This window comes from Mesorhizobium sp. M1088, assembly GCF_040318575.1.
GTDB lineage: Bacteria > Pseudomonadota > Alphaproteobacteria > Rhizobiales > Rhizobiaceae > Mesorhizobium.
On sequence record NZ_JAMYMO010000016.1, the window covers coordinates 74634 to 96283 of the forward strand.

Genomic DNA, 21650 nt, shown 5'->3' on the forward strand with positions numbered 1-21650 from the left:
TTCTTCTGTTTAGTTCTTCTTTTTGTTGAGGAAACTCCAGGGCGAGTTGACCGGCAGCGTGATCGTGTCCGGCACGGCGCCGACGTTAACCACCTCGGCCTTGCGCACGGTGTAGCCCGACTGGATGACACTGACGCCGTCGAGGATGAAAAGCTGGCTCTTCTCCATGCCCGGCCGTAATGCGCCGGTCACCGAAACCGGCTGGTAGGCCTCGGACATCCTGTAAGGCCGTGCAGGCGTGACGAGGACGATCTGGTTAGGCGGCGGCGTCGGCATGTGGCTGCAGGCTCCCGTCCACGGCACCAGCAGGAATTGGTAGACGAGATCACCATCGCGGTCGACCGGCAGCGCATAGCCTGCGAGTTGCACGGTCTTGTCCTGCAAGTCGAGTGAGAGCGTCTCGCCACGATCCGGCATTTTGGCCGCGATCATCGGCAGTCCGACGCTTTCGGCGGCTGCCTGGGTAGCCGGGCGCAGATCCTTCCAGAAAATGTGCATGGTCCCAGTGGAAGCGCTTGCCGCGATCGCGGACGCCAACAAGGCAGTTGCCATGATCGTGCCTGATTTAAAACGGTTGCTCATCGCTGCTCCGCCGTTGAGCCTTGATCTGCGGACATCGAGTAAAGCTGCCGCTGCCTCACAGGTCAACGCTCAAGCCGCATCACATGCCGGCGCGAGCCGGTCATGCCGATCTCGCGAAAGCCGCGGGCGACGAACATGTCGCGAAAACCCATGAAGCTGTAGCTCGGCGAAGCCTGGTCGACGGGATAGGCTTCGATCGTCCTGGCGCCTTTGGCAAAGGCGTGATCGATGGCCGCGTCAAGCAATGCGCTTGCCAGCCCGCCGCCGCGCAGCGCTTTCGGTACATAGAAGCAGACGATCGACCAGATGCCCATCTCGCTATCGTCCTGCTGCCGTGACAGCTTGCGGTAGGTCTCGCGCGGCGCAATCGAGCACCAGCCGACGGTCCGGCCATCGATCTGGGCGACAATGCCGACCGGCGTGCCGGCGTCGATCAGCGTCATCATCGCGCGTTTCTTCTCGTCGTTCTCGACATGCTCGCGGCGGTCGAGATTGCGCCAAGCCATACACCAGCAGTATTTCGGCCCGCCGGGTTGCTCGAACAGGTTTTCGAAATCGGCGCGCGTCGATTGCGTCACCTCCGTGAAGCGCGCTTCGCTCAGGTCAAGCTTTTCTGGCGGCGAGCCGCTCGAGCGTCTTGGCATCGGAAAGTTCCTTCACGGCGTCCTTGCCGATCCAGCGTGCGGTCCTGTCTGTCGAGGCCGCCAGTTTTAGCGCCAGGGCAAGGGCAGGGCCGTGCAAATTCATCGATCGCTTGCCGATCGAACGAAGCGCCCAGTTCACGGCCTTCTTCACAAAATTGCGGCCGTCGGTCGCATGCGCTTCGATGATCGGCAGGAATTCGAGGAAGGTCGTCTCGGGTTCCTTCTTCCGGTGGACTACCGACCAGGCCATCATCGCAAAAGCCGTGCGTCGAACGAATTCCCGTTCGTCGACCGCGAATTCGGCGATCAATTCCTTCCAGCAATCCGTGTCGACAAAGAGATCGGAGACCCCGTCGACGATATCCCACGAGTCGAAAGTCGCCGCCCATCGTCTTGCATCCGCGCCGGAGAACCGCTCCGGATCGGCTGTCACGGAAGCGATGAACTGCGCCTCCATGATGCCTGTCTGCCAAAGCTCAAAGGCACGCTCATGGTTGCGCTTGATTTTCTTGGCAATCTGCCGCTGCACGCCATGCGAGATACCTAGCGCACGTTCGATCTTGATGCCGTAGCGCAGCATGCCAAGTCGATTTTTCTCCGAGGCGATCGAGCGCAGATGAGCGACAATTTCATCGGCGCTGGATTGAGGCGAAAGCTCGGCCACAGTGAAATCCTATTTCTCCAGCCGCGCCAGCAGCGAGGACGTGTCCCAGCGCTTGCCGCCCATCGCTTGCACGTCCTTGTAGAACTGGTCGACAAGTGCCGTCACCGGCAGTTTGGCGCCGTTGCGGTCGGCCTCGGCGAGGCAGATGCCAAGATCCTTGCGCATCCAGTCGACGGCGAAGCCGAAATCATATTTGCCGGCATTCATCGTCTTGTGCCGGTTCTCCATCTGCCAGGAACCGGCCGCACCCTTGGAAATCACCTCGATGACCTTTTCGATGTCGAGCCCTGCCTTCTTGCCGAAATGGATGCCCTCGGCCAAGCCCTGAACGAGGCCGGCGATGCAGATCTGGTTGATCATCTTGGTGAGCTGGCCAGCCCCGGCCGGTCCCATCAATCCGACCATGCGGGCATAAGCATCTATGACTGGCTTGGCCCTGTCGAAGGCGTCGGGCTCGCCGCCGACCATCACGGTCAGCATTCCGTTCTCGGCGCCTGCCTGGCCGCCGGAGACCGGGGCGTCGAGGAACGCAAACCCGAGCGCTTGCGACTGCTGCGCCAGTTCGCGCGCGACCTCCGCCGATGCTGTGGTATTGTCGATGAAGATGGCGCCTTTCTTCATGGAATTGAAGGCGCCTCCGGCGCCGGTCGTCACCGAGCGCAGATCGTCGTCATTGCCGACGCAGGAAAAGACGAAGTCCTTGCCCTCCGCCGCCTCCGCTGGCGTCACAGCGAAGCTGCCGCCGTGCCGGGCAACCCACTGCTCGGCCTTGGCGCTGGTACGATTGTAGACGGTGACATCGTAACCGCCCTTGTTCTTGAGATGTCCGGCCATCGGATAACCCATGACGCCAAGACCAAGAAATGCCACCGAAGCCATGTTTTCGAATCCCCTAGAAGCCTGCTTTGCGGTCTTCTTACCGGATCAGGCAATGCGATGGGAGTCAGCGGTGCAGGTGGATGGTGATGCGCCGTTCGATCCATTCGACCGCGTGACGCAGGATCTCGACAATGATCAGATAGATGATCGCCGCCCATATAAAGGACTGGAAGTCGAAAGTGCGCGCATAGGTGAGCTTCGTGATGCCCATCAGATCATAGACGGTGATGATGGCAACGATCGCCGAGCCCTTGATCATCAGGATGATCTCGTTGCCATACGGGCGGAGCGCCACGATCAGCGCCTGCGGCAGGATAATTTTCCGTAGGATTTGCACTTTGTGCAGGCCGAGCGAGGCGGCACCTTCCCATTGACCCCTCGGTACGCTCTCGATCGCGCCACGCAAAATCTCGGCCTGGTACGCGGCCGTATTCAGCGAAAAGGCGAAGATCGCGCAGTTGAACGCCTCGCGGAAGAAACCCCACAGGCCGACCATCTCGAGTTCCGGCCGGAAGGAGCCCAATCCGTAGTAGACCAGGAAGGTCTGCGCCAACAGCGGCGTGCCGCGAAAAAAATAGACATAGGCATAGGCAAACCCCGAGAGGATCGGGTTCTTCGACATACGTGCATAGGCGATCGGCACCGACAGGATCGCGCCAAGCACAATCGAGATGGCAACCAGCAACAGGGTGATGCCGAGGCCGGATATGTAGCCGGGTGCATATTTCTGGAAGAACTCCGGGTTCCACGCAGCGACCAGGTAGACGACCATGCCGATGCCGAGAGCGATCCACAGGCCGACCAGGACATGGCCGAGGACGCGTTGGCGCGACCAGCCGCGTGCGGGCGGCGGCGGCCGGTCGACCTTCAGCGTGTCGGTGGCCAGGCTCATCTCTTGACCTCGCTGCTGCCGACCGCTCGTTCGATCGCATTGATGCCGAAGGAGGAGACGATCGCCAGCAGGAGATAGATCAGGCCGGCAAAACCGTAAAACAGGAAGGCATGCTTGGTGACGCGAGCGGCAACCCCGCTCTGCCGGAGGATCTCGTTGAGCCCGACGGCCGAGACGAGCGCGGTGTCCTTGAGCAGGATAAGCCAGAGATTGGCAAGTCCGGGCAACGCGATGCGGATCAACTGCGGCAACACGATCAGCCGCATCGTCTGGCCGCTGGACAGGCCAACCGAATAGCCTCCCTCATATTGCCCTTTTGGAATGGCGCGGAATGCGGATAAAAACACCTCGCTGGAATAAGAGGAGAAAATGAAGCACAGCGCGATCATGCCGGCGACGAAGCTGTTGACGTCGGCGGAGGTGCCAGGGCTCACCAGCCGGACAATGTATTGCAGGATCAATGGGATGCCGAAGAAGATGAGAAATAGGGTGAGCAGCTCGGGTATTCCGCGAAAAATCGTGGTGTAGATGTTCCCGGCCAGTCTCAGCGACGGCTCTTCCGATTGTTTGGCCAGCGCCACGAAAAAGCCGAGCGTCAGCCCGAAAGGCAGAGTGGCCAGCGCAAGACATACCGTGACAAATACACCCGCGGCGATGTCGTCGAGCCAGCCTTCGGGTCCCCAACTGAGAAGCGTCAGTGCGCTCTGCATCCGCCTGCCTGTTCTCCTTGAGGCTCTTCGAGACCCGTACCGCATCACCCCTCGTGCGCGGCGTCCTTATAAGAACGGCGGGAATCTCCCGCCGTTCACGTCATCCTATGTCGGTCGATCAGGACTCGCCGCCATAAACGTCATATTTGAAGTATTTGTCGTTGATTTCCTTGTACTTTCCGTTTGCGCGGATGGCGTCGATCGCCGCATTGAACTGGTTGACCAGATCGGTCTCGCCCTTGCGCACGGCAATGCCGGCGCCCGGACCGTGGATTTCGATAACCGGCTTGATTGTGCCGACCAGCTTGCAGCAGGCGCCGTCCGGCGAATCCAGCCATTGCTGCAGCACAACGACGTCGTCGTTGGCGGCATCGAGCCGGCCATTGGCCAGATCGAGCTGGTATTCCTGTGCGGTCGGGTACGGCTTGACGGTGCTGTCGGTATAAGTCTTGGTCGAATAGTTGAAATGCGTGGTGGACGCCTGCACGCCGATCGTTTTGCCGGCCAAATCTTCCTTGGTGACACCCTTGATGTCGGTGTCCTTGGGCGCGGCGATCGCCGGCGGCGTATTGTAATATTTGTGGGTGAAGTCGACCTTCTCGGCGCGTTCCGGCGTGATCGACATCGACGCGACGATGGCGTCGAACTTGCCTGCCTGAAGGGCTGGAATGATGCCGTCCCAGTCCTGCGCGACGAAGGTGCACTTCACCTTCATCTCGTCGCAAAGCGCCTTGGCGATGTCGATATCGAAGCCCACGAGTTGGCCGTCGGCGGTGAGGTTGTTGAATGGCGGATACGCTCCCTCGGTGCCGATCCTCAAGGTTTTTTCCTGCGCCTGGGCAACGCCAAGCGTCAGCAGCGCAGCCGAAGCGGCGAGCGCGATACGCAGTGCAATACGCATAATGGTCCTCTCTGTTGGTCCCGGCCGTCGTTCCCGAACGGCTCTGTGGGCGGTGCTTTTGACCGCCCGCTGGCGCGATACTCCCATTCTTTCCCAAGAAAAAGCAACTGCAAAACCGTCGCTTGAGGGAAGGTCATGTTCAGAAAACGGTGACGCTGGGTCAAACGCCTGAATGGAGAGAAAGTGGCCGGAAGCCCCCTGCGGCCGCGATCTCAGCGCGTCAGGCCGGTGGCGCGCTCGATGAAGTCAGCTATCGAATTCGTGTCGTCGAGATCGAAGGCCGGCAGGTCTTCGCCGACAATGTGGAAGTCGGACGCGATGGCGACAATGTGTGGATCGCCTGCCGAGAGCGGTGTCCGGTCCTTGGCCTCGAGCCGTCGCGTCTCGATTTTCTTGTGCGCCTCGCGCTTGTAACCCTCGACCAGCACGATATCGGAGGGTGCCAGCCGTGACAGGATCGCGTCCAGCGTCGGCTCGTCCTCGCCGCGCAATTCGTGCATCAGCGCCCAGCGCCTGCCCGACACGACCGCGACCTCCACTGCTCCCGCCTGCCGGTGGCGAAAGCTGTCCGCTCCGGGTTTGTCGATGTCGAAATCATGATGGGCGTGTTTTACCGTGGACACTTTCCAGCCGCGCCGGACGAACTCGGCCACCAGCTTTTCGGTCAATGTCGTCTTGCCGGAGTTCTTCCAGCCGGTGATGCCGAAGACACGTCTTTTCATGGCTCGATGCTCCGCAACAGATGCGCGGCCTGGGCAAGGTCGTCGGGAGTGTTGATGTTGAAGAACGGATCGATCTCGGCCCCGCCGGATTTCAGGATGGGAAATTCCACCTCGACAAAACCGTGCCGGTCGATGAACGCCGCAACGCGCCGGTTGTCTTCCTCGACGAGAAATTGTCGCAAGGCCTGATCTAACCCTAGCGGCCAGAGTGCAAAGGTCGGATGTCGTTTGCCGCCGGAACAGGCAACGGCGATCGAGCCGGAGCGCGCATAGGCTGCCGCGAGCAGCCGCTCGACCATATCCCTCGGCAGGAAAGGCGTATCGCCGGCAGCCGTGACCAGCGCCTGGCAGGTCGTGTCGGAAGCCCATTCGAGGCCGGTCAGGATCCCGGCAAGCGGCCCGGCATAACCTTTGACGGTGTCGGCAAGCACCGGAAGCCCCGTCGCGGCAAACCGTGTCGGATCGCCATTGGCGTTTAGCGCAAGCGGTCCGACCTGCGGGCCAAGGCGCGAAACGACATGGTCGAGCAGGGTACCGTCGCCAAGCGCAAGCAACGTCTTGTCGCCGCCGCCCATCCGGCTCGACCGGCCGCCGGCTAGAATGATCCCTGCGATATCTCGGCCCATCGTTTGCTGCCTAGACCCAAAATCCAGTTTTCAAATCAGACAGTCGTCGACAGTCACTCTATATGCCGTCCGGCGCCATGTCCGGTCCAGTGCTTTCGGCGGCTGTCTTTCGCCGGCCGACGATCCGTTCGCGGTAGAGTGCATAGAGGCCTGAGCCGATGATGATCGTGGCACCGAGGATCATCGGCAGATCCGGGACATCGCCGAAGATCGTGAAGCCAAGCAGGATCGACCAGAGCAGGGCGGTGTAGCGGAACGGCGCAATGAAGGAGATATCGCCCACCCGCATCGCCGTGATGATGAAGTGGTAGCCGATGAGCACGAGCACCGCCGCCAGCGCCAGGAACGCCGTGCTTTGTCCTGTCATCGGTGTCCAACCGCCCATCGGTGAAAGCAATGCCGCGCCCAGAAACGTCATGGCAAGGGCGGTGGCGCTCGACACCAGCAATGTCGGAATTGCCTGCGGTATCCGCTTCGTGCCGAGATCGCGCACTGCACAGCATGCCACGCTGGCCAGCGCCAGCAGAGAAAAGACGCTGAACCCTTCGAAGCCCGGCCGTACGATGATCAGCACGCCGGCAAAACCGACGGCAATAGCCAGCCAGCGCCGCCAGCCGACGCCCTCGTTGAACACAAGCGCTGCGCCCATCGTCACCGCCAGCGGCAGCGCCTGCAGCACGGCGGAGACATTGGCGATCGGAAGATGCGCCAGAGCAACCAGGAAGGACACCGTGGCGCCGGCCTCGCCGGCGACGCGCAGCGCAACGGTCGGCTGCAGCATCGAACCTGGCCAGGCAAGCGCGCCGCGTTGCCACGCAAGCAGGCCAACGAAAAGCGAAGCAAAGGCGCCGCGGATCAGCATGACCTGCGCCATGTTCATCGATTCCGACGAGAATTTGGTGATAGCGTCGTTGAGGGTGAAACCAGCCATGGCCACCATCATGAACAACGCGCCGCGCAGGTTTGGCGAAAGAGGCAAGGCGATTACCGGGTGAGTCCTGCAGCAAGCGTCTAGCAGGCACCCGCAAAACAGCAACGTCAAAGGGCTGGGCCACAGCCTTTCTATGGCCCGTAACGTCTGTCGCGCAAGAGCGGCAGGGCTTATTTGGGCGTCAGTACCTCGGTGCCGTTGCCTTCCTTGCCGGCAATCGTCCACAGGCCACGCAGCGAGCCGTCGTCCTGCACCTTGTAGACGACAAGACCGACCGCCTTGCCCATGACATAACCGGCGGAGAAGGCATCATCATTGCGCATGCAGATACCGTCCGAGGACGAGCCGCCTGTCTCCCAATGGATCGTGCAGGTCGTCTCGCTGGTCAGAGTGATCGTCGCGTCGCCACCATAGGACGACCCATCGAAATTGGTGCCGGCCACGGCATAGGTGCCGCCGATCGACTGAGCCGCCGCGGGCAGGGCCGCGAGGCTGAGCAATGCAAGAGAAAGAATGAGTTTGCGCATATCGTATTCCCCCACTGGGCGAAGAACCGCTCCAGAGCAGAGGCTAGGCCCGAATGGGCTTGCGGTAAATCCGGTGACCGTTTGCGGACGAGACCTTTTCTGGGTGTGACCCAAAAAAGGTGCCGTTCTAAAGGATAGGTCCGGAGGGCAAATTTATCACATTGCGGCTCGAGGAAATATTTCGACGAGATCAAATTTGCTCGGCAAGATTCACCAAATTGGTCATTGTAAGCTTCTGATCGTGTTGGGGAGATGGTCCATGATGAATGCACGAGGCAATGCGGACTGGCTTGGCACAGGCAGCAGGCGGCATGTTTCGTCGGCTTTCCGGTTCTCTTCTGCCCTGGCCGTCATCCTCATGGCGATAGCGCCTGCGTTCGCCGAGAACGGCGCTTCGGCGTCGGCAGTCGAACGGATGTCCACGCCGGGTCACGAAGCGGATGAGCTCGCTCGCCGCGTCGGGAAATGGTCCGTCGTCAACACGATCTGGCCAACGCCCGGTGCGCAGCCGATCGTCATGACCGGGCTGGTGGCCGAGCGCACGATGATCGGTCCCTTCATGCAGGAGGTGATGCGCCCGGCGCCCGGGTCGAAAATGCCGGACTTCCAGCGGATAGCCTATTTGAGCTATGACCGAGTGGAGGGCCGCTGGAAGTATGTCTCCATGGACACCCGTTTCCCGGCAGGGATCATGCCCGCCTGGAGTTTTGGTGGTGAGGAGGACGGCAAGATTTCACTCCTGTTCCAGCCGCTTGGTTTCGTCGGCTTCGGCCCCGAGGTCGAAGGGCGGTTCACGGCCTCCGATTTCGTCATTTCCAGGGACGGCGACAATCACGAAGTGGCCGAGCAACATTTCCTCCAGGCCAATGGCAGCGGCAAAAAATGGCTTGCCGTACGATATGACTACACGCGCCAACAACCGTGACTCGCTAGCAAAAACAATAGGCTGCCAATAAGTTCTGACGTCGCCGGATGCTCACGGTCCCCTGAGGCTGCCGGCGATCGCATCGACGAGCGGGTCGTATTTCGATTTCAGGGCTGGCGGGTAGTCGATCCAGACCGTGCGGATGACACCGTCTTTTCCGAACAGGCGGCGTTCGTAGAAGATGTTCTCGCCTTTGATGCCCGACAGCACCGCCCAGTCCTTGCCGGTCTTGCTGTAGGTGATCCTGTAGCCAGGTTCCTTGCCGGCCCTCTCGGCGGAGACGAAGGCTGTCGGGGTGTCGTCATCGATGTTGAGGATACCCGAACAGATCAGGCTGGCGCCATCGGCAGTGAGCCATTGTTGTCCATCGCCATTGTCCGGCTCAGGCTGGCGAAGAGTGAAGATTTCATCCGGAAAGGTGCAGATGGTACCGAAGCGCTCGTTCGTATAGGTAAATGGCGCGGCAACTGCCGTGGTCCCCGCCATCACTCCGAAAAACGTCAGGACTGCAAAAAAACCGCTGCACGCCTTGCCTCGCGCCGATACCAAGGCGATTATTCTTGCACGAAATCGGCGAAAAATCAGCCGCCGGTGACGCTCATATGCCGCGACACCGACGGACGGTTGGTGCGGCGATCGATGATGAAGTCGTGGCCTTTGGGCTTGCGGCCGATTGCTTCGTCGATGGCATCGGCGACCAGCTCGTTGCCTTCCGACGCACGCAGCGGCGCGCGCAGGTCGGCCGCATCTTCCTGGCCGAGGCACATGTAAAGGGTGCCGGTGCAGGTCAGCCGGACCCGGTTGCAGCTTTCGCAGAAATTATGCGTCATCGGTGTGATGAAGCCCAGCCGCCCGCCGGTCTCGGCGACTTGGACATAGCGGGCCGGGCCACCGGTCTTGTAGGGAATGTCGCTTAGCGTGAACTGGCGTTCGAGAGCCGCGCGCAGCAGCGACAGCGGCAAATACTGGTCGGTGCGGTCGGCATCGATCTCGCCCATCGGCATGGTTTCGATGATCGTCAGATCCATGCCGCGGCCATGCGCCCAGCGCAGCATTTCAGGCAATTCGGCGTCATTGAAGTCCTTCAACGCCACGGCATTGAGCTTTACCTTCAGCCCGGCCGCCTGCGCGGCGTCGATGCCGTCCATGACCTTGTCCAGATTGCCCCAGCGGGTGATCTGGCGGAATTTGTCGGCATCGAGGGTATCGAGCGAGACGTTAATGCGCTTGACGCCGCAGTCGGCGAGCTCGGCGGCAAAGCGGGAAAGCTGCGATCCGTTGGTGGTCAGCGTCAGCTCTTCCAGTGCACCACTCTCGAGATGCCGCGAAAGCTGGCGTACCAGGTGCATGATGTTCTTGCGCACAAGCGGCTCACCGCCGGTGAGGCGGAGCTTGCGCACACCCTTTTCGATGAAGACCGTGCAGAGCCGGTCGAGCTCTTCCAGCGACAGCAGGTCCTTCTTCGGCAGGAACGTCATGTCCTCGGCCATGCAATAGGTGCAGCGGAAATCGCAGCGGTCGGTGACCGACACGCGCAGGTAGGTGATCGTGCGACCGAAAGGATCGATCATATCCATGCTTATGCGCTTCCCGTGGCCGTGAACGGCTTCGTTATATATGGCTATGTGATACGAACCAACTTGGCATTCAAGATAGAAGCTCGTGATCTTCGGTAACATTCCGACGCCGACAGATCATGTCGGAAGTTCTGAAACGGCCTTTTCCCTCGACGCGAAGCGGCGTAGGAAGGGCAGTTCTCCGCAGGATCCACCAGCATGACAGCGCCAAAGGAACTCAGGGTCTCGAAGGACCGCAAGCTGCTTTCCGTCACCTTTCCGGGCCATCAGCCGTTCGAGTTGCCGGCTGAGCTTCTGCGCGTCGCCTCGCCATCGGCCGAGGTGCAGGGCCATTCGCCCGAACAGCGCGTCACCGTTCCCGGCAAGCGCAATGTAGCGATTCTGAAGATCGAGCCGGTCGGCAATTATGCCGTGCGCATCACCTTCGACGATTTCCATGATACCGGCATCTTCACCTGGAATTACCTGCATACGCTGGGTCATGAGAAGGATGCACGCTGGGCCGCCTATCTCGCCGAACTGGAAGAGAAGGGGCTGAGCCGCGACCGTTGAATGGGATCCCGCAGGACTCTCAGGTCAACGCAGGATCGCCAGTATCTCGCTGGTGTCGTGATAAAACGGCGTGCCTTCGATCAGCCGGTCATCCTTGAAGCGCAAGACTTCGGCAAACGGCTGTTTGATGGTTGCACCATTGGCCCGCGATGTCAGCGAAAGCGAGCAGCTCATGAACACCGTGTCATCGTTTTGGGCGACCTGAAGGTCCTCCACCGCCACGTCGCTCCAGATTTCCCGCATTTTGCGGAAAAGGGCGCCAACGCCGTCGAGGCCGTTCCAGTCACCGGCATAGGGCAGGGAGCGCGGCTCATGCACGACAATCTCGGCATGAAATGCGCCGGCAAGCACATCGAGGCTCTCCGACCCTGATTGCAGGAAACGCATTTCAACATTGAACATGTTTTCAATAAGTTCCATGGCGGTGCGTCGCCGGTCGAGCGGTTTATCCATTTTTGACCTCCGTATCCGTTGGCACGATCATGCAGGTAAAGCGGTTTGCCCTTGTTTGCGTTGCCTCGACACCCGTTTCCTGATGACCGGCAAACGGGCACTTGTCGTGAAAACGTCATGCATCTGGAGTAGCGCCGGCAACGGTTTGGAGACGAAAACATGTCGATAATCACCAGCGTCGAACAGCTCGAAGCGCTCTATGGCCTGCCTGGTGAAGCGTCAGTGGTCAAGGAACTCGACCAGCTGATTCGCGAATACGCAGCTATCATCGAGGCTTCGCCGTTTGCCGCGCTCGCAACCTGCGGGCCAGAAGGGCTGGACTGCTCGCCGCGCGGCGATCTCGCCGGCTTCGTCCGCATCCATGATCCGAAAACGCTGATGATGCCGGACCGGCGCGGCAACAACCGTGCCGATTCGCTAAGGAACATCCTTCGCGATCCGCGCGTCGCGCTCCTGTTCCTGGTGCCGGGTTCCGGCACGACGCTGCGCGTCAATGGCCGCGCCCACATCACCACCGATACCGGGCTCTGCGCCTCGTTCGCTGTCGAGGGCAAGCCGGCGCGCTCGGTGACGATCATCGAGATCGATGCGGTTTATTTCCAGTGCGCCCGCGCCATCCACCGATCGGAACTGTGGAATCTGGCAAGGCATGTCGACCCGAGATCGCTGCCGACTCCCGGCCAAATCCTGGAAATCACCAGCCGCAAGAACATTGACGGCGAGGTCTACGACAAGGAATGGCCCGAGCGCGCGAAAAAATCGATGTGGTGAAGCATTTGGTGGTGGAGCACTGGGCTGTCAGGCGGTCTTCAAAACCTCGGCAATCCTACGCATCTGTTCGCCGATCATGTCACATTGTTCCGGCGTCGACTGGCTCATCGCCTTCTCGATCAGCGCCATATGGACCTTCAGCGCCTGCATCAGCAGTGCCTCGCCGGCCTCTGTCAAGGTCAGCCTCAGCACGCGCTTGTCCTTCTCGTCGCCCTCGCGGCGCAGCAGGCCACGGGTCTCCAGCTGAGGCAAAAGCATGGTGATGTTGGAGCGGCCGACCAGCAGCCGACGAGCAAGGTCGTGCTGCGACATGCCGGGATGACGGTAGAGGTTCATCAGCACGTCGAGCTGCGCCGGCTTCAGGTCGAGCGGCGCAAGCTTCACCGCCAGGGTGCGTTCCACCACATGGCAGGCGCGCGCCACCGCGACCCAGTTGCGAAAACGCGGGTTGTCCCAGGGCAGGTCTTGCTTAATGTTCATGTTTGAACTATTATGTTCATGCTTGAACCAATGAATGGATCGCCACTATGGCATCATTTGGACTGAAGGTCATCCGCGGCACGTTCGGCGTGGCTGAGCATGTGGCACCGCGACTCACCGGGCGTGCTGCATTCGAGCTGTTCTGCCGCACGCCGCACGAGAAGAGCTTGAGCAAAGGCGAGCGCCGCGCAATTGATCGCGCCGCCGATTTCATGACCCAGGCACGCCATCACCGGCTAAAGACCAGAACCGGCTGCGTCATGGTGCATGAATTCCGGCCCGAGCCGGGCAGGGCGACTGCCGGCACCGTGCTCGTCATCCATGGTTGGCGTTCGCGCACCGAATACATGCGCACGCTGATCGAAGCCTATCGCGATGCCGGCTACAAGGTGGTCTCGCTCGATCTGCCGGGCCACGGCCAGTCGCAGGGCCGCCGGCTTACCCTGGTCAGTGCGGTCGATGCGGCACGGGTTGCCGGCGAATGGTTCGGCCCGTTCGCGGCCATTGTCGGCCATTCCTTCGGTGGTACCGTTGCCACCAACGCCGTCGCCGGTTCGATCAGGAACATCCCGCGATTGGCGGCCGGGCGGCTGGTGCTTATCGCCGCGCCGAGCTCGCTGCCGGCGATCTTCGCTGATTTCAGCCGCATGCTGAATGTCGGCTCGCGCTCGCAGGCCGCCATGGCCGACCGGGTCGAGCGCATCGCCGGCCGGCCGTTGCACGAGTTCACCGGTGACCGCCAGCTCGCAAGCACGCCGCTGCCGACGCTGGTGATCCACGCGCCGGACGACCGCGAAGTGTCCGCCGAGCATGCAAGGCTCTACACGCGCGCCGGCGACCATGTGCGGCTTTACTGGGCCGACGGGCTCGGCCACCGCCGCATTCTCGCCGACAGGGGTGTGGCGGAGCGTGCCGTTGGCTTCGTTGCCGGCAGGCTGGAGTCGTCTCTGCAGTGACCTGAATATCGTTCTTGTCAGCCGGGTTCGACCGTCACGCTGCCCCGGTGCTGGCCATCGCTATCCAAGCCGCCATTGCCCCGGCCACCGTCGCCAGAAGAGCCGAGCGCGACGCGCCGTCGCGCGCCTGGATCGACATGCCGTGCTGCACGGTCGCGTAGAAGGTCGCGGCCGTACCGCAGTCGAAATCGGCCGGCAACTCTCCCTCGGCGACGCCACGCTCGAGGCGTGTCAGCAAGGCTTCGCGGTTTTCGGCGCGGCGACGGCGCAGATCATCGCAGATGGCGCCGCGGCTTGAATCCTGGTGCAATGCGCCGAGCGTGATAAGGCAGCCTTGCGGACGACCGGTCTGTGAATAGGCCCTGGCAGTCTGCCGCAGGAACCGTTCGACGGCCTCGCGCGCGGTCGGCGCCTTTTCCAGCGCGGACCAGATCTCGGTTCCCTCGACCCGCGTGTAAAGCTCGGTTGCCTCGAGAAACAGTGCTTCCTTGCTGCCGAAGGCGGCATAGAGGCTGGGAGAGTTGATGCCCATTGCAGCGGTCAGGTCGCTTATCGACGCGCCCTCATAACCCTTGGCCCAAAACACTTCCATTGCGCGCCGCAAGGCGGCGGCTCGATCGAAGGTGCGGGGGCGGCCTCGTTCCGGCATGGCATCCTTTCTGTATTGATCGATACATAATTCGGTTGACGTGGTTCAGCAAGGCTGGCAGATATTTATGTATCAATCACTACAAAATGGAGAAGCAGATGTCATCCAGAAACTTGAACGGCAAGGCCGCCCTCGTCACCGGCGGCAGCCGCGGCATTGGTGCGGCGATCGCAAGAAGGCTCGCGGCCGACGGGGCAGGCGTGGCGATCACCTATGTGAATGGCGAGGAAGGGGCGTGTGCGGTGGTCAGGGAAATCGAGGCGGCCGGCGGCCGGGCCTTTGCCATCGAGGCCGACAATCGCGATGCTGGGGCGATCGAGGCGGCAGTCGATGAGGCAGCAACAGCCTTCGGACGGCTCGACATCCTGGTCAACAGCGCCGGCATCTGGCGCGCTGCGCCGATCGATGCCCTGTCGCTTGCCGATTTCGACGAGACGATGGAGGTCAACCTCAGAGCCCCGTTCGTCGCCGCCAAGGCGGCAGCAGCGCATATGGGCGAGGGTGGCCGGATCATCTCGATCGGCAGCAATCTGGCCGAGCGTGCCACGGACGCCGGCCTGAGCGCCTACTCGGCCAGCAAGGCTGCCTTGGTTGGCCTGACCAAGGCCTTTGCACGCGATCTCGGTCCGCGCGGCATCACCGCCAATGTCGTCCATCCGGGGTCGACCGATACCGACATGAATCCGGCAGCCGGCCCGCACGCCGAGCATCAGCGTCAGAAGATGGCGATGCCTCGCTTCGGCACGGCCGACGAGATCGCCGGCATGGTCGCCTGGCTTGCCGGCCCCGAAGGGCGCTTCGTGACAGGCGCTGCATTGACCATCGACGGCGGCGCCAACGCTTGAGGCTTGGCTCACGGGCGCTATCATTAACGGGGGCGATGACGGATTGACTCGACCCGTCACGATCTTGTGAAACCCTTCTGCAACAGACGTTCCGAAATTTATGAAAGCTTAACGAAATCAGTATGAATCAGTGTAGTCACGCCTTACATCCGCCATGCGGTGGGCGAGACCGTGAAAGCGGTGCGGAACGGGATCCGGTTCAACCGGAGCGGGTGATCCATGAAAGTCCTTGGAAACAAAGCAACCGTGCTGCCGTTTGCGGTGGCCGCGGCAATGCTGGCCTTCGGGGCGCCGAAGGCTGAAGCGCAAGGGTTCTTCGACATGCTTTTCGGCGGCGGCGTCAAACACGCACCGCCGAAAAGTGACTTTCCGCCGCCACCGTCAAAATACAAGCCGAAGCCCAAGGCGCCGGCCGCTTCCGGTGGTGGTGCGCAAATCAGCGGCCCGTCCTATTATACCTACAAGAGCGATCCGCTGGTGCGCGTCGATTTTTCGGCACTGTCGGCAGCGCCTGAACCAGCAACGCCTCAGGACGCTGCTTTCGAGCCGGCGGCCACCGGGGCTGCATTCCGCGAAGCCATTGCCGGCCTCGACGGCTATGACCTCTACGCCGAGAAGGACGTCGCCAAGGCGCTGATCGCCTATTACTCGGCCAATCCGGATTTCATCTGGGTGACGGGAACCAGTCCCAGCAGCCGTGCCCAGGATGCCGTGCGGGTGCTGGGCGAGGCCGCGAGCTACGGCCTGACGCCCGCCGACTACACCGTTGAAGTTCCGGCAGCAGGCACATCGGCGGGCAATGTCGATGAGCGCCTGAAAGAGCTGGTCCGCTTCGAGATGGCGCTGTCGGCGCGTGTCCTGCGCTACGCCCGTGACGCACAAAGCGGCCGCGTCGATCCCAACCGCATGACCGGCTACTACGATTTTCCGCCGAAGCCGCTCGACATGGAAGGGGTGCTGAAGACGCTGGCCCATACCCAGCAAGTGCGCACTTATCTCGAGTCACGGCATCCACAGAATTCCGAGTATCAGGCGCTGCGCGTCGAACTGGAAGCGCTCCAGGCCAGCGCCGAAGACGAAATCACCATCGATCCCGATCTGCTGTTGAAGCCGGGGCAGACCAGCCCCGAGCTGCCGAAGCTTTTGACAAAGATCGCGCGCAATCTCGATGACGAGATGGGCGGCGCCTATGGCGAGGTCCTGGCGAGGCTCGCTACCAGCGAGGTCTACGATCCGGAGCTGGTGCCGGTGATCCAGGCGGTGCAGAAACGGGCCGGCATGAAAGGCGACGGCGTCATCGGCCCGCGTACCGTTGCATCGTTGGCCGGAACATCCAAGGCCGACAAAGTTCAGAAGGTTCGGGTTGCGCTCGAAGAGTTGCGCTGGTTGCCTTCCGACCTTGGCAGCCCGCGCGTCTTCATCAACCAGCCGGCTTTCACCGCGAGCTATATCGATGATGGCGAGGAGAAGCTGAAGACCCGCGCCGTGGTTGGCAGGCCCACCAACCAGACTGCTTTCTTCTATGACCAGATAGAGCAGGTCGACTTCCATCCCTATTGGGGCGTGCCGCAGTCGATCCTGGTCAACGAGATGCTGCCGCGGCTGCGCCGGGATCCTGGCTATCTCGACCGCGCCGGCTACGAGGTGGTCAATGCCCGCGGCAAGCGCATTCCCTCGTCCTCGGTCAATTGGGGCGCCTACGGCGCAAAGATACCCTACGGCGTGCGCCAGCTGCCGAGCGAGGCCAATGCGCTGGGCGAGCTGAAGATACTGTTCCCCAACAAGCATGCAATCTACATGCACGATACGCCGCAGAAGTCGTTTTTCCAGCGCGACATGCGTGCGCTCAGCCATGGCTGCGTTCGCTTGCAGGATCCGCGCGGCATGGCCGCTGCCGTGCTCGGCACCTCGGTCGACTACATCGAGGACAAACTGAAACACGGACATTCGACCGAGGACGTGACACGCAAGATCCCGGTCTATGTCGCCTATTTCACCGCATGGCCGGACCTGTCCGGCAAGGTCGAATACTTCAACGACGTCTACGGCCGCGATACAAGGCTGCAGCAGGCGCTCGACAGCACGGAAGCGGTGCGTTCGCCGGCAAGCTGACGAATGCGGTTCTAGCGCTGAAACAGTGGACGCCGGAAACCGGCATCGCGTCCGGCGATGAGCCAATAGACCAGGCCCGCGACAACGCCTGCGGCGGCAATGATGCCGATATCGGCCCAGCGCTCCGGGTTCGTGTCATCCGGTACACTGGGCCAGATCAAGGCGAAGCCGCCAACCGCGGCCGCCGCGCCGAAGACCATGTGTAGCCAAAAACTGCGCAGCGAGAAAAACTCGGCAATCAGTGCGAAGATCAGCGTCTGCAGGCCGGTCAGCACGATCGTCAGAAAATAGATGAACATACCGAGCGGCGGCAACAGAAGCACCGCAACGGGGGTGACACCCATGACGTCGAAATAATTCGGCGCATTTGGCAGCGAACTCAGCCCGCCATAGATCGCCGCCACCGCGATCAGCCCAACCAGTACCGCTATGAAATAACCCGCGAGCATCATCAGAAAGCGTTTCAATACGTGCTTTACCGTCGCCATGCCCACCCCCGCGCGCAATGATAGCACCCAGTCAGCCATCAAAGTCATATCTACGCAAGCGTCTGCCGAAGGCCGGAGGCCTTCGAGGCGCGCCATTATTAGAATCTGGACCGTTGGCGGCCAGCTTCATTTCGGCGCGGCTGTCACCGGATCATAGGTGATTTCAACTTTGGCCTTGTCGCTCGTGTAATAAATGACGGTGTAGCCATCGCTGTCCCAATCGATTTCCTTGATGTAGCGGAAGTCGTCGCGCTGCTCGACCTTGGCGATGATTTCCGACAGCTTCTTGGCATTCTGCGGCGGCACCGGATTTTCGTCCGCGGCAAAGGCCGATCCGCCGACAAGCAGCACGGCGGCCGCCAAAACAAGTCTGGACATGGCTTTCCCTCACATCTCGATGAGCAGAAACTCGTTTCCATGCAGGTTTGTTCCCGGAGCGCCGGGCGTTGCGCTACAAGGAGGCGCCGGCCATGCCTGATTTATGGCCGCCGAAAGAACAAGACGACTGCTTAAAATCGGTGATTTACCTACGAATGCCCAGCGTTTCATTCCGGGAGGCCAGCGAGCCGCAACCCTTCGATGTATCGGGCAAGGAGAGCCTTATCCCGATATGGCGCGCGGGAGCTGTATCGCTCGATCGAGAATTCCGGATTGAGCTTGAGAAGTTCGCTAGCGGCGCGACGGGCGTCCTCCAAGCGACCAAGTTGGGCATATGTTGCCGCCAGCAAGCGGTAGGCGGAACCAATGTCTGCCATCTTTTCCAAAAGGGACAGGGCTTCGAGGTAGTTTCCGGAAAGGTATTTGCTGGCCGCAATGTTCCAAAGGTACCAGTCGGGTCGGCTGGGATTGAGCCGTAAAGCCAGTTCTCCGATTCTGGTCGCGTCCTCGAGACGCCCGAGATAGCCCAAGGCATCGCAATATTCGGCGAGGAGATCGCAATTGTTGGGCGCAAGCTCGCGGCCACGTTCGTAACAGCCTATTGCTCTTTCAGCTTCCCCCCGCCAGAGGTAAACGACGCCCAGCGCCCAGTGGACGTTGGCGTCGTAGGGACTGAGTTCAAGGGCTTTGCTCGCCGAAGCGAATGCACTTGCCAGCGTGGTTTCCAGATCGACGCGCTCATTCCATTTCAGCCTGTGTATCTCGAGCCAGGCGAGTCCCAGGTATCCGCGCGCGTAGCCCGGATCGTCGTTGATCGCGGCGACGAACATCTCTCTGGCAAGTCTGACGTCATCCGGATTCAAGCTCATCTCAAGATGCCTGCCGCGCAGGTAAAAGTCATATGCCCTCAGTGCGGTTAGCGGTTTGCCGAGAACACGGTGGCGCTCGGCCTCCTCGATCTTGATGTTAAGGGCGGCCGGAATGGATTGGGACAGCTCGTCTTGGATGTAGAACATATCGACAAGGTCGAAATCGTATTTCTCCGCCCAGATGTGTTCGTGTAACGCATTGGTCAGATTGGCATTGACCCGGACGCGATTGCCGAGCCGCCTCACGCTCCCCTCAAGAGTGTAATGCGTGGCCGGAGCATTCTGTTGCGGCTCTGAACGAGGCAAGCGAACGATCACGTTTAACCCGGAGAAGCGCGACAATGCGGCAGCGATATCCTCGGTTATGCCGGCGGCGAAATACTCATGGTCGGGATCGCCGCTCAAATTCACAAACCTCGAGACATAGAGAAGCGTTCTGTTCGACGCGATAGCAGGATTATCCTGAACGTTGAGCGACGGCGGTGCCATGAGGGCGGTGGGCGTGTGCTTGGATGGCGTGTCATCATCTATGATGACATTGAAAATCCGGAGCGGACGTTCAATGTTCTTCAACGCCTGCTCGCCCGCATCTTCGAAGCTGATATACAGGCGGTTGCCCACAGTATCGCGCACCGATGCCGAGACCGCGACGCCCCCAGGCCTGGCGATGCTCTCGATGCGCGCCGCCACGTTTACGCCGTCACCATAGACGTCTTCGTCTTCGAACAGGATGTCGCCGATATTAATGCCGATGCGAAATTCTATTTGCCGATCGCGATGGACGTTCGTGTTCCTCGTCCGCATCTCCCGTTGGATTTCGACCGCGCAGAGAACCGCTTCCTCGACGGCGCGGAACTCCACCAACATGCCATCGCCCATGAGCTTGATGATGCGGCCATGACGCAATGCGACCTTGACGTCCAATAGTTCCTGACGATGCTTCTTCAGGGCCGACAAAGTACCTTTCTCGTCAATTTCCATCAGCCGGCTGTAGCCGACTACGTCAGTGGCCATGATGACGGAGAGTTTCTGTTCCATCGGCGCTCCCCACTCCTACAAGCAACTAGATAACACATCCGCACCGCCGAAGCATCGAACTTGCGCGGACGGAAATGGGAAGATGATTACACGATAGGTTCCTGATGGCTGCGGAAATTTCGGCTGCCGGCATGGACAACTTATTGAAAGGCAATTCCGCTTCTGATTGTCGGCTTCGGGCTCGATCACGACCTTCCAGCAGAAGCATCTAAGGGCAGCACAGGGTCGATAGTGTTGAAAAAGTCCGGGTTGCAGCAGTCCTGAAGCACTTCTCTATTCGGCATGTTGAGGTCAAGCGCTTTCGAGCTTGCGGCTTCTCCGGCGTTTGACGTCTTTCGCGGGGCCTCGCTTCTCTACGGGATCGGCTTTAGCCCTCCCAGCATGGGATCAGGAGAATGAAGCGGCACAATCTGATTCGCGGCCTGATCGGCTGCAGTGAGCGACCGGTCCGAGTGCTTCAACGAACTCGCCTCATCCATCGTCCCGCGAAGGACGTGCTTCCGCCGGTGGCGGAACTTGTCTCTCTCCTTACGGCCTTCCCGGTCAGATAGCGGCTGGCGAGGCCTCCCGCGTCCAGCGGAATTCGGTGCCGTCCACCCACATGCGGTGCATGATGACCGCCAGCCGGCGGGCGAGTGCCACGATCGCTTTTCGCAGACCGCACCGCTTGGCGACATTCATCGCCCACGCCTTCAGCCATGACCACTTCTTGACGCGCGTTAGCATCACTTGGGCGGCTTCGTAGAGCAAGGTGCGCATCATCCCGTCGCCGCACAGCGAGACGCGACCGACGCGGTGACTTTCACCTGATTGGTTGAGCACCGGCGTCAGTCCCAGGATGAACCCCACCGTTTTGGAGTTTCTGAATCGCTGTGGAATGTCGATCGTCGCGGTATAAGCCAGCGCCACCACAGGACCAACGCCGGAGATCGTCATCAAGCGCCGACAGACCTCATCGTCCCGCACGATTCTCAGAAGTCTGCGATGTAGAACTGTAAACTGTTCTCGCAGCTTGCAGCGCGCCTCCAGCAGCGGCGTGAGAATTTCGGCCAGTTCACAGCGTCCTTCGACGAGCTCGCGAATCCGATCCTCAAACTTGACGGTCCCGACGACGCCAACCTTGAGCCCAAAATTGCGCAACAGGCCGCGCAGGTCGTTCTCGATGGCGAGGGCCTTTTCCTGCAGCAGCTTGCGCGCCGTCAGCAGCGCGCGGCGCTTCTGGCTCGTCAGCGTCTTGACATGCACCGGGCGGAACAGGTTGACGCGCATCATCTGTGCGATGCCGCGCGCATCATTGCGATCCGTCTTGTTCGGCCGCGCCTTGAGGAATGCCTTGGTGTGTCGGGTCTCGATGCAGATTGCCGGCAAACCGGCCTTGGCCAGGCCTTCGAACAGCCATTGCGACAACGGTCCGGCCTCGAGCCCGATCCGCTCGATGCGCAAGGCGGGACCTTTCAGAACCGCGGTGAGGTCGTCGGG

26 protein-coding genes are annotated in these 21650 nt (G+C 60.9%); 6 read left to right on the top strand and 20 right to left on the bottom strand.

Translation table 11 applies throughout. The features are described from left to right. Nucleotides 1-9: 9 nt before the first annotated feature. The 11 genes from NKH49_RS19550 to NKH49_RS19600 form a co-directional block, all read right to left on the bottom strand. A complete protein-coding gene (locus tag NKH49_RS19550; RefSeq protein WP_352816421.1) occupies nt 10-582 on the bottom strand; it encodes a DUF3299 domain-containing protein in 573 nt (190 codons plus the stop codon). Between the two features lie 62 nt (nt 583-644). Further along, nucleotides 645-1226: a GNAT family N-acetyltransferase gene (locus NKH49_RS19555; RefSeq protein ID WP_352815600.1), complete on the bottom strand. Its 582-nt coding sequence runs from the start codon at nt 1224-1226 to the stop codon at nt 645-647. Continuing rightward, nucleotides 1186-1890 carry a DNA alkylation repair protein gene (locus NKH49_RS19560; RefSeq protein ID WP_352816415.1) on the bottom strand — a complete coding sequence of 235 codons (705 nt, stop codon included), beginning with the start codon at nt 1888-1890 and terminating at the stop codon, nt 1186-1188. Before NKH49_RS19560 ends, NKH49_RS19555 begins: the two co-directional genes overlap by 41 nt. Nucleotides 1891-1899: 9 nt before the next feature. After that, nucleotides 1900-2769, bottom strand: coding sequence for an NAD(P)-dependent oxidoreductase (locus tag NKH49_RS19565; RefSeq protein ID WP_352815596.1), 870 nt, complete (start codon nt 2767-2769; stop codon nt 1900-1902). 64 nt (nt 2770-2833) lie between these two features. After that, complete coding sequence (locus NKH49_RS19570) at nt 2834-3661, bottom strand: ABC transporter permease (protein WP_352815594.1); 828 nt, start codon at nt 3659-3661, stop codon at nt 2834-2836. Continuing rightward, nucleotides 3658-4371, bottom strand: a complete 714-nt coding sequence (locus tag NKH49_RS19575) for an ABC transporter permease (RefSeq protein ID WP_352471895.1) — start codon at nt 4369-4371, stop codon at nt 3658-3660. The genes NKH49_RS19570 and NKH49_RS19575 overlap by 4 nt, the downstream gene beginning before the upstream one ends. A 118-nt stretch (nt 4372-4489) precedes the next feature. Continuing rightward, nucleotides 4490-5272, bottom strand: coding sequence for an ABC transporter substrate-binding protein (locus NKH49_RS19580; protein WP_352471894.1), 783 nt, complete (start codon nt 5270-5272; stop codon nt 4490-4492). A gap of 212 nt (nt 5273-5484) precedes the next feature. Next, nucleotides 5485-5994, bottom strand: coding sequence for a molybdopterin-guanine dinucleotide biosynthesis protein B (mobB, locus tag NKH49_RS19585; RefSeq protein WP_352471893.1), 510 nt, complete (start codon nt 5992-5994; stop codon nt 5485-5487). Beyond that, the gene (mobA, locus tag NKH49_RS19590) at nt 5991-6620 is read right to left on the bottom strand and encodes a molybdenum cofactor guanylyltransferase MobA (protein WP_352471892.1); all 630 of its coding nucleotides are present in this window, start codon (nt 6618-6620) and stop codon (nt 5991-5993) included. Before mobA ends, mobB begins: the two co-directional genes overlap by 4 nt. A 58-nt stretch (nt 6621-6678) precedes the next feature. Further along, nucleotides 6679-7599: a DMT family transporter gene (locus tag NKH49_RS19595; protein ID WP_352927397.1), complete on the bottom strand. Its 921-nt coding sequence runs from the start codon at nt 7597-7599 to the stop codon at nt 6679-6681. A 122-nt stretch (nt 7600-7721) separates the two neighbouring features. Then, the gene (locus NKH49_RS19600) at nt 7722-8078 is read right to left on the bottom strand and encodes a hypothetical protein (protein ID WP_352448884.1); all 357 of its coding nucleotides are present in this window, start codon (nt 8076-8078) and stop codon (nt 7722-7724) included. Between the two features lie 196 nt (nt 8079-8274). Between NKH49_RS19600 and NKH49_RS19605 the strand changes: the two genes are divergently transcribed. Further along, the gene (locus tag NKH49_RS19605; protein ID WP_198023531.1) at nt 8275-9003 is read left to right on the top strand and encodes a DUF1579 family protein; all 729 of its coding nucleotides are present in this window, start codon (nt 8275-8277) and stop codon (nt 9001-9003) included. A 51-nt stretch (nt 9004-9054) separates the two neighbouring features. Here the strand turns inward: NKH49_RS19605 and NKH49_RS19610 are convergent, their stop codons facing one another. Both NKH49_RS19610 and moaA read right to left on the bottom strand, forming a co-directional pair. Continuing rightward, nucleotides 9055-9489 (bottom strand): hypothetical protein, encoded by a 435-nt coding sequence (locus tag NKH49_RS19610; protein WP_352682769.1) that lies wholly within the window; start codon nt 9487-9489, stop codon nt 9055-9057. Nucleotides 9490-9584: 95 nt separating this feature from the next. Next, nucleotides 9585-10580 carry a GTP 3',8-cyclase MoaA gene (moaA, locus tag NKH49_RS19615; RefSeq protein WP_352816408.1) on the bottom strand — a complete coding sequence of 332 codons (996 nt, stop codon included), beginning with the start codon at nt 10578-10580 and terminating at the stop codon, nt 9585-9587. Between the two features lie 198 nt (nt 10581-10778). Between moaA and NKH49_RS19620 the strand changes: the two genes are divergently transcribed. Beyond that, nucleotides 10779-11132 carry a gamma-butyrobetaine hydroxylase family protein gene (locus NKH49_RS19620; RefSeq protein ID WP_023717628.1) on the top strand — a complete coding sequence of 118 codons (354 nt, stop codon included), beginning with the start codon at nt 10779-10781 and terminating at the stop codon, nt 11130-11132. A gap of 24 nt (nt 11133-11156) precedes the next feature. Here NKH49_RS19620 and NKH49_RS19625 read toward each other — a convergent pair whose 3' ends face one another. Continuing rightward, a complete protein-coding gene (locus NKH49_RS19625) occupies nt 11157-11585 on the bottom strand; it encodes a nuclear transport factor 2 family protein (protein WP_023675023.1) in 429 nt (142 codons plus the stop codon). Between the two features lie 159 nt (nt 11586-11744). On the opposite strand from NKH49_RS19625, the gene NKH49_RS19630 reads away from it, so the two are divergent. After that, nucleotides 11745-12356 carry a pyridoxamine 5'-phosphate oxidase family protein gene (locus tag NKH49_RS19630; protein ID WP_352816404.1) on the top strand — a complete coding sequence of 204 codons (612 nt, stop codon included), beginning with the start codon at nt 11745-11747 and terminating at the stop codon, nt 12354-12356. Nucleotides 12357-12383: 27 nt separating this feature from the next. Here the strand turns inward: NKH49_RS19630 and NKH49_RS19635 are convergent, their stop codons facing one another. After that, nucleotides 12384-12836 carry a MarR family winged helix-turn-helix transcriptional regulator gene (locus NKH49_RS19635; protein ID WP_352448891.1) on the bottom strand — a complete coding sequence of 151 codons (453 nt, stop codon included), beginning with the start codon at nt 12834-12836 and terminating at the stop codon, nt 12384-12386. 47 nt (nt 12837-12883) lie between these two features. On the opposite strand from NKH49_RS19635, the gene NKH49_RS19640 reads away from it, so the two are divergent. Further along, the gene (locus NKH49_RS19640) at nt 12884-13792 is read left to right on the top strand and encodes an alpha/beta hydrolase (protein WP_352816401.1); all 909 of its coding nucleotides are present in this window, start codon (nt 12884-12886) and stop codon (nt 13790-13792) included. A 34-nt stretch (nt 13793-13826) separates the two neighbouring features. On the opposite strand, the gene NKH49_RS19645 is transcribed toward NKH49_RS19640, so the two are convergent. Next, nucleotides 13827-14441 carry a TetR/AcrR family transcriptional regulator gene (locus NKH49_RS19645; RefSeq protein ID WP_352816398.1) on the bottom strand — a complete coding sequence of 205 codons (615 nt, stop codon included), beginning with the start codon at nt 14439-14441 and terminating at the stop codon, nt 13827-13829. 98 nt (nt 14442-14539) lie between these two features. Here NKH49_RS19645 and NKH49_RS19650 point away from each other — a divergent pair, with 98 nt between their 5' ends. Then, nucleotides 14540-15286: a 3-oxoacyl-ACP reductase family protein gene (locus tag NKH49_RS19650; RefSeq protein WP_352816396.1), complete on the top strand. Its 747-nt coding sequence runs from the start codon at nt 14540-14542 to the stop codon at nt 15284-15286. 219 nt (nt 15287-15505) lie between these two features. Further along, the gene (locus tag NKH49_RS19655) at nt 15506-17398 is read left to right on the top strand and encodes a L,D-transpeptidase family protein (RefSeq protein ID WP_352816394.1); all 1893 of its coding nucleotides are present in this window, start codon (nt 15506-15508) and stop codon (nt 17396-17398) included. A gap of 11 nt (nt 17399-17409) precedes the next feature. On the opposite strand, the gene NKH49_RS19660 is transcribed toward NKH49_RS19655, so the two are convergent. The 4 genes from NKH49_RS19660 to NKH49_RS19675 form a co-directional block, all read right to left on the bottom strand. Continuing rightward, nucleotides 17410-17886 carry a hypothetical protein gene (locus NKH49_RS19660; protein ID WP_352448896.1) on the bottom strand — a complete coding sequence of 159 codons (477 nt, stop codon included), beginning with the start codon at nt 17884-17886 and terminating at the stop codon, nt 17410-17412. Nucleotides 17887-18012: 126 nt separating this feature from the next. Then, nucleotides 18013-18264 carry a PepSY domain-containing protein gene (locus NKH49_RS19665; protein WP_023675031.1) on the bottom strand — a complete coding sequence of 84 codons (252 nt, stop codon included), beginning with the start codon at nt 18262-18264 and terminating at the stop codon, nt 18013-18015. Nucleotides 18265-18431: 167 nt separating this feature from the next. Next, complete coding sequence (locus tag NKH49_RS19670) at nt 18432-20171, bottom strand: adenylate/guanylate cyclase domain-containing protein (protein WP_352766593.1); 1740 nt, start codon at nt 20169-20171, stop codon at nt 18432-18434. A 543-nt stretch (nt 20172-20714) separates the two neighbouring features. After that, nucleotides 20715-21650 (bottom strand): IS110 family RNA-guided transposase (locus NKH49_RS19675; RefSeq protein WP_352927405.1); only part of this gene is annotated, 936 nt, incomplete at its 5' end.